This window comes from Pseudoxanthomonas mexicana (assembly GCF_010093385.1).
Classification (GTDB): domain Bacteria; phylum Pseudomonadota; class Gammaproteobacteria; order Xanthomonadales; family Xanthomonadaceae; genus Pseudoxanthomonas_A; species Pseudoxanthomonas_A mexicana.
Genome location: NZ_PDWV01000040.1, coordinates 1 through 11,249 on the forward strand (window position 1 = coordinate 1; position 11,249 = coordinate 11,249).

7 protein-coding genes and 2 pseudogenes are annotated in these 11,249 nt (G+C 70.3%); 7 read left to right on the plus strand and 2 right to left on the minus strand.

The features are described 5' to 3' along the window. The 3 genes from CSC76_RS13860 to tsaB form a co-directional block, all read left to right on the plus strand. The coding region (locus CSC76_RS13860; RefSeq protein WP_202923534.1) for a hypothetical protein at positions 1–465 on the plus strand (465 nt) is incomplete at its 5' end. A 64-nt stretch (positions 466–529) separates the two neighbouring features. Next, complete coding sequence (gene yoaA / locus CSC76_RS13865) at positions 530–2,575, plus strand: DNA repair helicase YoaA (RefSeq protein ID WP_162110587.1); 2,046 nt, start codon at positions 530–532, stop codon at positions 2,573–2,575. Between the two features lie 42 nt (positions 2,576–2,617). Then, the gene (gene tsaB, locus CSC76_RS13870; protein WP_162110588.1) at positions 2,618–3,298 is read left to right on the plus strand and encodes a tRNA (adenosine(37)-N6)-threonylcarbamoyltransferase complex dimerization subunit type 1 TsaB; all 681 of its coding nucleotides are present in this window, start codon (positions 2,618–2,620) and stop codon (positions 3,296–3,298) included. Between the two features lie 69 nt (positions 3,299–3,367). Here tsaB and CSC76_RS13875 read toward each other — a convergent pair whose 3' ends face one another. Next, complete coding sequence (locus CSC76_RS13875; protein WP_162110589.1) at positions 3,368–4,243, minus strand: energy transducer TonB; 876 nt, start codon at positions 4,241–4,243, stop codon at positions 3,368–3,370. A 1-nt stretch (position 4,244) separates the two neighbouring features. Then, positions 4,245–5,189 carry a glutathione synthase gene (gshB, locus tag CSC76_RS13880; RefSeq protein ID WP_162110590.1) on the minus strand — a complete coding sequence of 315 codons (945 nt, stop codon included), beginning with the start codon at positions 5,187–5,189 and terminating at the stop codon, positions 4,245–4,247. 242 nt (positions 5,190–5,431) lie between these two features. Here gshB and pilG point away from each other — a divergent pair, with 242 nt between their 5' ends. The 4 genes and pseudogenes from pilG to CSC76_RS19425 form a co-directional block, all read left to right on the plus strand. Next, positions 5,432–5,833, plus strand: coding sequence for a twitching motility response regulator PilG (gene pilG / locus CSC76_RS13885; RefSeq protein ID WP_162110591.1), 402 nt, complete (start codon positions 5,432–5,434; stop codon positions 5,831–5,833). Positions 5,834–5,886: 53 nt separating this feature from the next. Next, a complete protein-coding gene (locus CSC76_RS13890) occupies positions 5,887–6,417 on the plus strand; it encodes a chemotaxis protein CheW (protein ID WP_162110615.1) in 531 nt (176 codons plus the stop codon). A gap of 34 nt (positions 6,418–6,451) precedes the next feature. After that, positions 6,452–8,487 (plus strand): annotated as a pseudogene (locus CSC76_RS13895) (methyl-accepting chemotaxis protein). 90 nt (positions 8,488–8,577) lie between these two features. Continuing rightward, positions 8,578–11,184, plus strand: a pseudogene (locus CSC76_RS19425) (Hpt domain-containing protein); the annotation flags it as partial. Positions 11,185–11,249 lie beyond the last annotated feature (65 nt).

Below are 11,249 nucleotides of genomic sequence, written 5' to 3' on the forward strand. Positions count from 1 at the left end.
CATGCCGCCGCCGGCGACGACGACCGCGAGCTGGCCGTGCAACCGCTGCGCGACCCGCAGGTGGAGGATCTGCGCGAGCGGGCGCAGCAGGCGCGCGTCGCCGGCGATGCCGCGGCCGCCGGGGACGCGCTGAACCAGGCGCTGCTGCTGGTGCCCGAGGATCCCGCCGTGCTGCAGGAGCGTGCCGAAGTGGCCATCCTGCAGGGCGACTACGCACGCGCGGATACGCTGGCCCAGCGTGCGTTCCAGCTGGGCTCGCAGGTGGGCCCGCTGTGCAGGATGCACTGGGAGACCGTGCGCCAGGTGCGCCAGCACGCGCTCGCCGTGCAGGCGCCGCTGCCCGCGCGCCACACGCCGGAGGACGCCGCCCAGCACGCCGCACGCGCGGCCACGATGCAGGCCGCCATCGCCGACGCGGAAAGCCGCCGCGACGCGTGCACCGTGCCGGTCATCGAGCGCATGTGAACCGCATGCCGCCCGCAGGGCGACGCGGTACCCTTGTCGCTGCACGCCGCCTTACGTTTCCCCGATGTCTCAGCTAGCCCAGGCCAGCCGCGATGCCCTCAGCGAGGGCGGTGCGCTGGCGGAACGACTCGACGCTTTCGCGCCCCGCGACGCCCAGCAGCGCCTGACGGCGGCGATCGCCGATGCGTTTGACGCGCGCGAGGTGCTGCTGGCCGAGGCCGGCACCGGCACCGGCAAGACGTTCGCCTACCTCGTGCCGGCGCTGCTGTCGGGCCTGAAGACCATCATCTCCACCGGCACGCGCGCGCTGCAGGACCAGCTGTACCACCGCGACCTGCCGCGCGTGCGCGACGCGCTGGGCGTGGCCGGGTTGAAATCCGCGCTGCTGAAGGGGCGCAGCAACTACCTGTGCCGCTACCGCGTGAACCAGGCCAAGGGCGATCCGCAGGCCCTGCGCACCACCTTCACCAGCCGCGAGCAGGTGGACCAGTTCCAACGGATCGTCGCATGGGGGGGGCGCACCCAGTTCGGCGACATGGCCGAACTGGCATCGCTGCCGGACGACTCGCCGCTGCTGCCGCTGGTCACGTCCACCATCGACAACTGCCTGGGCAGCGAATGCCCGTTCTGGGACGACTGCTTCGTGGTGCAGGCGCGCCAGCGCGCGCAGACGGCCGACATCGTGGTGGTGAATCATCATCTGCTGCTGGCCGACCTGGCGCTGAAGCAGGAGGGCTTCGGCGAGATCCTGCCGGGCGCGCAGGCCTTCGTGATCGACGAGGCCCACCAGTTACCCGAACTGGCGGCGAACTTCTTCGGCGAAGGCTTCGGCATGCGGCCGCTGCAGGAACTGGCGCGCGACTGCCTGGCCGAATGCAAGGACGTCGCCGGCGCGCTGTCGGCGCTGCAGCCGCCGGTGCGCGCGCTGGAGCAGGCGCTGCGCGAGGCCCGCGCGGCGATGGAAGGCCTGCCCGCGCGGGGTACCCGCGAACGCCTGCTGGCCCGGCCGGAGGTGGCGGCCGGGTTCGACGCCCTCGATCAGGCGCTGGCCGAGCTGTCCGCCGCGCTGGCGCCGCTGGCGCAGGCGTCACTGGGCCTGGAAGCCTGCGCTGCGCGCGCCACCGAGTTCGCCAAGCGGCTGGCGCGCTGGCATGCCTCATCGTCCGGTGCGGGCGCCTTCGACGAAGACGAGGCACCGCAAACCGACGTCGGCGACGTGCTCTGGTACGAACTCACGCCACGCGCGTTCCGCTGCCAGCGCACGCCATTGGACGTGTCCGGTCCACTGCGCCAGCACCGCGAGCAGTCGCGTGCGGCATGGGTGTTCACGTCGGCCACGCTCGCCGTCGGTGGCCGCTTCGACCACTTCGCCACCCGCCTGGGCCTGGACGACCCACCGACGCTGCTCCAGCCCAGTCCCTTCGACTGGCCGCATCAGGCGTTGTGCTACCTGCCTGCCGGCCTGCCGGATCCCAACGCGCCCAGCTTCGGCCAGGCGCTGATCGCGACCGTGCGCCCGGTGCTGGAGGCGTCGCAGGGCAGGGCGTTCCTGCTGTTCGCTTCGCACCGTGCGCTGCGCGAGGCCGCCGAGGCGCTGCGCGGCGGGCCCTGGCCGCTGTTTGTCCAGGGCGAGGCGCCGCGCGGCACCCTGCTGCAGCGCTTCCGCGAATCGGGCAACGGCGTCCTGCTGGGCGCGGCGAGTTTCCGCGAGGGCGTGGACGTGGTCGGCGATGCGCTGAGCGTGGTGGTGGTGGACAAGCTGCCCTTCGCCGCGCCGGACGATCCGGTGTTCGAGGCGCGCCTGGAGGCGGTGCGTCGCGCCGGCGGCAATCCGTTCCGTGACGAACAGCTGCCGCAGGCGGTGATCGCGCTGAAGCAGGCGGTGGGCCGGCTGATCCGCAGCGAGACCGACCGCGGCGTGCTGGTGCTGTGTGATCCGCGCCTGACCGGCAAGCCCTATGGGCGCATCTTCCTGGATTCGCTGCCGCCGTTCGCGCGTACGCAGCGCGTGCAGGACGTGCAGGGATTCTTCGGCGCGGCGATCAGCGACGACCAGGCCGTCGCGCCACGGCCACCCGGCGACGACTGGTTCGCCGATGCCCGCTTCTGACCCGCACGGGTATCCTTGTCCGATGACTGCCTGCCGACCCGCATGAAGCTGCTCGCCTTCGAAACCGCCACCGAAGCCTGTTCCGTCGCCGTCTACGTCGATGGCGAGGTGCGCGAGCGCTTCGAGATCGCGCCGCGCCGCCATGCCGAGCTGGCGTTGCCGTGGGCCGGGCAGCTGCTGGCCGAGGCCGGCATCGCCCGTTCCCAGCTCGACGCGGTGGCGCTCAGCCGCGGTCCGGGCGCCTTCACCGGGGTCCGCCTGGCCATCGCGCTTGCGCAGGGCATCGCCCTGGCGCTGGACCGGCCGCTGTTGCCGGTATCGACGCTGGCGGTGCTGGCCGCGCAGGTGCCGCCGCCGGCTGCGCTGGCCGGCGAGGGCGGCTGCGATATCGGCGCGCCCCACGCCATCCTTGCCGCGATCGATGCGCGGATGGGCGAGATCTATACCGGCACGTTCGTGCGCCAGGGCGACGGCCTGCAGGCCACGACCGACGAAAGCGTCGTCGCGCCGGCCGACTATCGGCTGCCCGGCGATGCCAGCGGCTGGATCGGCATGGGCACGGGATTCGCTGCGGTCGAGGGGGCGTTGGCGACCGCGCTGCACGCGCGCTTCGCCCGCATCGACCCGCAGGCGCTGCCGCACGCCGCCGATCTGGCGCGACTGGCGGTGGAGGCCTGGCAGCGTGGCGAGGCCATCGCGCCCGAGCGCGTGGAGCCGGCCTAACTGCGCAACAACGTCGCCCTGACCCTGGAAGAACAGAAGGCCCTGCGCGCCTCGCGCTGAATCGGTCCTCTACTCGTCGCGCACTGCGCCACCCGCCAGGAAGCGACAGGTGCGGGTGACGTGCAGGATGTCCACGTTCTCGGCGGTCTCGGGCAGGGGCGGGAACGGCGAGGCCAACTGCACGATGCGCAGTGCGGTGGAATCCAGCAGCGGGATGCCGCTGGACTGGATGATGCGGGTCTGCTCGACGCTGCCGTCGCGACGCACCGCCACGCTGATCACCAGCGTGCCGGCCAGGCGCTTGCGGCGCGCCTCGTCGGGATAGTTGAGATTGCCGACGCGCTCGGCGCGGTCGACCCACGCCCGCAGGTAGTTGGCGTAGACGTATTCCTTGGTGCTGGCCGAGACGAACTTGCGCTTCGGACGCTTGGCGTACAGCTCCGAACGCAGGTGGTATTCGGCGGCCAGTCGCGCCATCTCCGCATCGCGCTGCACCTTCTGCTCGCCCTGCGGCAGCTCGGGCTGATCCGGTTGCGGACGGGCCTCTGCCACCGGAGCGCGCGTATCGCTCTCGCGTGTGGTGACCACCCGGCTTTCCGGCGGCGGCGCCGGGGCCGTCGTCTGCGCGCGCAGGGGTTGCGGGGCCAATCCGGTATCGGGCTGGGGAATCCAGCCGGCCTGGCTGTCGCGCGGACGCTTGGCCTGGTCGCTTTCACCGCCGCCTTCCTGGTTGGCGGCGGCCAGGAAGTCGGCTTCCTTCGGCGTCAGCGGCGTGCTGGTCTGGCTGAGGATCACGTCCAGCGTGGGCATCACCGGCGCGGCATCGTCCAGGGCGAAGCCCACGCCCAGCACCAGCAGGCCGTGCACGATCAGCGACAGCGCCAGGGTGGCGCCGAGGCGTTCGTTCGCACCGATCTTCGGTGGGGTGACGGGGACCGCCGACATCTCAGGCGAGCTTCTTCTCGATCGCGTCGAACAGCAGGGCGGCGATGTTCAGCCCGAACTGCGCATCGAGTTCGCGCACGCAGGTGGGGCTGGTGACGTTGACCTCGGTCAGGTAGTCGCCGATCACATCCAGGCCGACGAACAGCATGCCGCGCCGCTTCATTTCCGGGCCGACCTGGGTGGCGATCCAGCGGTCGCGCTCGCTCAGCGGCCGGCCTTCGCCGCGGCCACCGGCGGCCAGGTTGCCGCGGAACTCGTCCCCTTGGGGGATCCGCGCCAGCGCGTAGTCCACCGGTTCGCCGTCCACCAGCAGCACCCGCTTGTCGCCGTCCTTGATGCCGGGAATGAACCGCTGGGCCAGGGTCAGGCGGCCGTCGCCGACCAGGGTTTCCAGGATGACGTTGGTATTGGGGTCGCCGGCCTTCACCCGGAAGATCGAGCGCCCACCCATGCCATCCAGCGGCTTCAGCACCGCCTCGCCGTGCTCGGCGACGAAGGCCTTCAGCGCGGCGGGATCACGGCTGACCAGGGTCGGCGGGCAGCACTGCGGGAACAGCAGCGCCGCCAGCTTCTCGTTGTAGTCGCGCAGGCCCTGCGGGTCGTTGACGATCAGCGCGCCGGCCTGCTGGGCGATGCCCAGCACATGGGTGTCGTACAGGTACTGATCGTCGACCGGCGGGTCCTTGCGCATCAGCACCACCTGGCCGGGGCCGAAGGTCAGCGTGCGCGTGTCCCCGAGAGTGAACCAGCCTGCCTTGTCGTCCTTCACGGTCAGTGCCGCCACCTGGGCCTGGGCCACGCCGTCGCGCAGCGACAGCCGCCCGGGGATCACGTACTGCAGGCGGTGGCCGCGCCGCTGCGCTTCCAGCAGCATGGCGAACGTGGTGTCCTTGACGATCTTGATGGACCCGATGGGGTCCATGACGACGACGACATCCAATGGCATGGGGGCGGTTCTGCGGGAGACGGCGCGATGGTATCAGGGCATGCCGTCCGCCCGGGTCGGCGCGCATGGAACACCCCGTTCGCGATGTCGCCGCAAACTGAGACGCAGTTCGCACCACGCCGTTCAGTGACCCCGTCCGCCCGGGTGCGGCTTGACAGTGCGCGGCGGGATAGGGGATATAAGCAGCAACGCAGCGGGGCCGGTTCGTCTATGAAGCCACGCGCGCACGGGGAAATCAGGTAATGACGCAGAACGAAGGCCAGGCCGGTGGATTCCACGGCCTACGGGTCATGGTGATCGATGACTCGAAAACCATCCGCCGCACCGCGGAGACCCTGCTCAAGCGGGAGGGTTGCGAAGTGGTGACCGCGACGGACGGGTTCGAGGCCCTGGCCAAGATCGCGGACCAGCAGCCGCAGATCATCTTCGTGGACATCATGATGCCGCGCCTGGATGGCTACCAGACCTGTGCGCTGATCAAGAACAACCAGGTGTTCAAGTCCACGCCGGTCATCATGCTGTCGTCCAAGGACAGCCTGTTCGACAAGGCGCGCGGGCGCATCGTCGGCTCGGAGCAGTACCTGACCAAGCCGTTCACGCGCGAGGAACTCCTCGACGCCATCCGCGCCCACGTCAGCACCTGAGGGGCTGGCGGCATGGCGACCATTCGCACTGAGTGCACAGGGGGCGGGCCATGATCCGCACACCGTTCGATACGCTGGCCGAATACGAGCGCCGCAGCCTGGCGCACGCCGTCGCCCAGCCCGCCCGCGAGATCGCGCAGGACCAGTACCGCGGCGTGGGTTACCGCGTGGGCAAGCGCCGGCTGATCTCCAACTTCGGGGAAGTGGTGGAAATCGTGCCGATGCCGCCTGTCACGCCGGTGCCCGGCGCGCAGCCGTGGCTGCTGGGGATCGGCAACCTGCGCGGCAACCTGTTCCCGGTGGTGGACCTGAAGCAGTTCCTCGAGGGCGAGCGCACCGTGCTGCACGAGGGGCAGCGCGTGCTGGTGATGCGTCAGGCCGGCGGCGACGTAGCGCTGACCATCGACGAACTGTATGGCCAGCGCAGCTTCCACGAATCGCAGCAGGTCGAGCCGGGCGATCTGGCGGACGGCCGCTACGGGCATTTCATCGATCGCGCTTTCGCCAGCGACGATCAGCGGTGGGGGGTGTTCGCGCTGGGCCTGCTGGCGCGCACGCCGGAATTCCGCCAGACCGCGCTCTGAGCGCGAACGACAAGCACTATCCAGGGGTTGAACGATGAGCACTGCGACGGATTCTCCTAGCGCCAGCAAGATCGGCAGTTTCGGCAACAGCTTCTGGCTGGCGCTGCTGGCGATCTCGGTGATCGTCTTCGGTGCCAACACCGGCGTGGCCACCTACCAGGGCAGCCGCCTGTCCGGTGCCAGCACCGGCGCATCGGACATGCGCGTGCTGTCGCAGCAGCTGGCCAACCAGGGCCGCGAGGCCGTGGCCGGCAACGCCGAGGCATTCAAGGCGTTCAAGGAAACCAAGCAGTCGGTCGAATCGACCGTCGCCGACCTGCAGAGCCGTTTCGGCAATGAAGGCGCCATCGCCGGTCCGCTGGCCAAGCTGAGCGCCACCTGGGCGCCGCTGGGCAAGAGCGCCGACCAGATCGTCGCCTCCGAGGCCGCGGTGCTGGCACTGGCGGGCAACGCCGACCGCTTCGCCACCCAGGTGCCCAACCTGCAGGCGCAGCTCAACGAAGTGGTGCGCGCCATGTCGGCCGGCGGCGCGCCGTCCTCGCAGATCTACAGCGCGCTGCAGCAGGTCGTGCTGGCCGGCACGATGGCCCGCCGGGTGACGGAAATCCGCGCCGGTGGCGCCGGTGCCGCCACCGCCGGCGACGCGCTGGGTCGCGACGCGGTGCTGTTCGGCCAGGTGCTGGCCGGCCTGCGCGACGGCAACCCCGACCTGGGCATCGCGGCGGTCCGCAACGGTGCGGCGCTCGCAGCGCTGCAGAACTCGCAGACCCTGTGGACGGCGATGAAGAAGGACCTGGACGCGATCCTGGCCAGCTCGCGCAACCTGTTCGCCGCGCAGTCCGCGGCCGCCGCGCTGACCAACGGCTCCGGCCAGATGCTCCAGGACAGCACCAACCTGTTCCAGGCGTTCTCGGCGTTCGGCTCGGTGCGCGACACGCGCCTGTTCCCCAATTTCTGGCTGGGCATCGCATCCGGTATCGCGGCGCTGGTCTCCATCATCGGCCTGCTGTACTCGTTGTACCGCACCCGCCAGCGCGAGCAGGAAGTGCGCTACCAGACCCAGGTGGAATACAACAGCCGCAACCAGCAGGCGATCATGCGGCTGCTGGACGAAATCAGCTCGCTGGGTGAAGGCGACCTGACGGTGAAGGCCTCGGTGACCGAGGACATGACCGGCGCCATCGCGGACGCCATCAACTACGCCGTGGACGAACTGCGCAACCTGGTGACGACGATCAACGACACCTCGGTGCAGGTGGCCGCGTCGACCCAGGAAACGCAGGCCACTGCGCTGCAACTGGCCGAGGCTGCCGGCCACCAGGCCGACCAGATCACCACCGCCTCCGACCGCATCAGCGAGATCGCCACCAGCATCGACCAGGTGTCGAAGAACTCCACCGAATCCGCCGAAGTGGCGCAGCGCTCGGTGCAGATCGCCACCGAGGGCGCGGGCGTGGTGCGCGAGACCATCCGCGGCATGGACAGATCCGCGACCAGATCCAGGAGACCTCCAAGCGCATCAAGCGCCTGGGCGAGTCCTCGCAGGAAATCGGTTCGGTGGTGGAACTGATCAACGACATTTCCGAGCAGACCAACATCCTGGCGCTCAACGCGGCCGTGCAGGCCGCCTCGGCCGGTGAGGCGGGCCGCGGTTTCGCGGTCGTGGCCGACGAAGTGCAGCGCCTCGCCGAGCGCACGTCGCTGGCGACCCGCCGCATCGAATCGCTGGTGCAGACCATCCAGGCCGACCCCAACGAGGCCGTCAGCTCGATGGAGCAGACCCCCGCCGAAGTGGTGTCCGGCGCCCGCCTGGCCGAGGACGCGGGTACCGCGCTGGGCGAGATCGAACGCGTGTCGAACGATCTCAACAACCTCATCAAGAACATCTCCTCCGCCGCCCAGCAGCAGTCCACCGCGGCGTTGGACATCACCCAGACCATGGGCGTGATCCGGCAGATCACCTCGCAGACCTCGCTGGGCGCGGGCCAGACCGCCGAATCGATCGGCCATCTGGCGCAGCTGGCGTCGGACCTGCGCCGTTCGGTCGCCGACTTCAAGCTGCCGGGCTGAGGACGGGACGTACCGCATGAATTTCCTACGCCATCCCGCCCGCCAGCAGCGCGAGGCTGACGGTTCCGCCGTCGCCGCGGGAGCCCGCCGATGAGTGCGCTGCGCGAAGCCATGAGCCACGCCGTGCTCGGCTGGGTGAAGCCCGAACTGGACGAGACCCTGCGCCTGGTGCGGCAGGAGATCGAGGCCTTCGTCGAGACGCCCGCGGATACCAGCCGCATGCGTTTCTGCGCCGGTTACCTGCACCAGGTGCAGGGCACGCTGCGCATGGTGGAGCTGTATGCCCCGGCGATGGTGGCCGAGGAGCTGGAGCTGCTGGCCAAGGCGTTGCAGGAAGGCGCCGCAGGGGATCGCGACGAGGCCTGCGCCACGCTGATGCGCGGCGCGGTGCTGCTGCCGGATTACCTGGAACGCCTGCAGGAAGGCCATCGCGACATCCCGATCGTGCTGCTGCCGCTGCTCAACGAGATCCGCGCCGCGCGCGGCGCCTCCGGGCTCAACGAAAGCATGCTGTTCCCACCGGGCACGGGGGAGGTCGTCGCGCCCAGCGAGGCCGAGATCGACCACGCGCGCAGTAGCCTGAGCGGGCGCAACCGCGAACTGCTCGACACGGTCGGCAATGCGGTGAAGGAAGAACTGCTGCGGGTGAAGGATGCGCTGGACCTGCACCTGCGCACCGGCAGCGACGCCCACGACCTCGAGCCGCAGGTCGCCGAGCTGGGCAACGTGGCCGACACGCTGGGCATGATGGGCCTGGGCGTGGCGCGCGACGTGGTGATGCAGCAGCGCGACACGCTGCGCGACGTCGTCGCCGGCAGCCGGCCTGCGGACGAAGGCACGCTGCTCGATGTGGCCGGCGCGCTGCTGTACGTGGACGCGTCGCTGGACGACCAAGTCGCCCGGCTGGGCAGCGCCGGCGATGCCGCGCCCGACCCGAGCACCGCCGAATCCCAGCGCACCGTCGAGGTGCTGGCGCAGGAAGCGATCATCAATTTCGCCGGCGCGCGCGAGCGCTTCGTGGCGTTCATCGAGACCAACTGGGACCACGGCGAACTGGCCGAGGTGCCGCGCCTGCTGGACGAAGTGGCCGGCGCGCTGCGCATGCTCGAACTGGGCCAGGCGGGCGACTACGTGACCGGCGTGCGCCGCTATGTCGGCAGCGAGCTGATCGGCAAGAAGCGCGTGCCTGGCGGACAGCAGCTGGACACCCTGGCCGACGCGATGGCCAGCCTGGAGTACTACCTGGAAGCGCTGCGCGAGCGGCGTCCCAATCGCGAGGACATCCTCGAGATCACCCGCGGCAGCCTGGAGGCGCTGCGCTACTGGCCGCTGCCGCCCGAGGCGCCGGCCGAGCACGAAGCGGCTGTCATCACCGCACCGGCGGTGGCCGCGACCGAACCGCCTGCGGCACCCGAGATCGAGGCACCGACCGCGCAGCCCGCAGAGGACACCGCGCCCGCACCGTCCTTCGGCGCGCTGAGCCTGGAGCCGCTCGATACGGCGCCCGTACTGGGCGACGCGAATCCCTTCGATCCGGTCGGTTTCGAAGAGGCCGCTGCGGACGTCGAAGCCACGACGTTCGTGGTCGAGCTCGAAGAACAGGCGACTGCGTCGGCGCCGGACGACGCGCCGGTCGAACCCGAGGCGCCTGCGGCGCAGGAAGAGGCCGTTGCGTTCGCTCCGGCCACACCGGTCGAGGCGGAAGAAGACGCGCTGCCGGATCTGCGCCACGAGATCGCGGCCGCGGCCGCCGCGTTGCCGGCGGCGACCGTGGTGGGCGGCTTCGATGGCGACGCCACCGACATCGACGACGAGATCCGCGAGGTCTTCCTGGAGGAGTTCGACGAGGAGATCGTCAACCTCCGCCAGCTGCTGCCGGTATGGCGCAGCAATCCTGAAGATCTGGAGCGGCTGCGGCCGATCCGTCGCGTGTTCCACACGCTGAAGGGCAGCGGGCGCCTGGTCGGCGCCAAGACGCTCGGCGAGTTCAGCTGGAAGGTGGAGAACATGCTCAACCGCGTGCTGGACCGCACGCGCGAGCCCAGCCACGCCGTCGAAGCGCTGCTGGAACAGGCCTGCGATGCGCTGCCGCAGCTCAACGCCGCACTGCGCGGCCAAGGCAGCGTGACCGCAGACCTGGCCGGCCTGCAGGACGTGGCCGATCGTCTTGCCGCCGGCGAAGACGCCTACTACAGCGCCGAAGCCCCGGTGCGGGCGGAGGACGAGGAGTTCGTCGAGCCCGCCTACGTCGCTCCGATTGCAGAGGACGTGCCGGCCGTGTTCGAGCCGGAAACCGAAGGTACGCCGGCGTCGGTGGACGCGGTACTGCGCGAGATCCTGGAAACCGAAGTCGACAACCACCTGGACACCGTCGACACCTGGCTGCAGAAGGCGCAGGTGGAGGCCACGCCGGTCAGCGAAGAACTGCTGCGCGCCATCCACACGATGAACGGCGCCCTGGCCATGGCCGACGTGCCCGAGATCACCCACGTCACCGCGCCGGCGGAACAGTACGTCAAGCGGCTGCTGGCCGCGGGCGAAACGCCCACGCCGGAAGGCGTGGCCGCGTTGGCCGATACCGCGCAGGCGATCCGCCGCAGCGTGGCGGCCCTGCAGGCGCCGTCGCCGCGGATTCCCGTATTCGCCGCGCTGTCCGCACAACTGGTGGCGCTGGGCGACAGCCTGCCTGACCTGCGCGCAGGCGCGCAGATCGTCGATGACGCCCGCCAGGGCACCTACGTGGGCCAGACGCCCATCGCCGC

Excerpts from the sequence above, each read along its gene's own strand:
- pilG (WP_162110591.1), top strand. The coding sequence starts at position 5,432 with ATGACGCAGAACGAAGGCCAGGCCGGTGGATTCCACGGCCTACGGGTC.
- yoaA (WP_162110587.1), top strand. The coding sequence starts at position 530 with ATGTCTCAGCTAGCCCAGGCCAGCCGCGATGCCCTCAGCGAGGGCGGT.
- tsaB (WP_162110588.1), top strand. The coding sequence starts at position 2,618 with ATGAAGCTGCTCGCCTTCGAAACCGCCACCGAAGCCTGTTCCGTCGCC.
- gshB (WP_162110590.1), bottom strand. The coding sequence starts at position 5,189 with ATGCCATTGGATGTCGTCGTCGTCATGGACCCCATCGGGTCCATCAAG.
- CSC76_RS13875 (WP_162110589.1), bottom strand. The coding sequence starts at position 4,243 with ATGTCGGCGGTCCCCGTCACCCCACCGAAGATCGGTGCGAACGAACGC.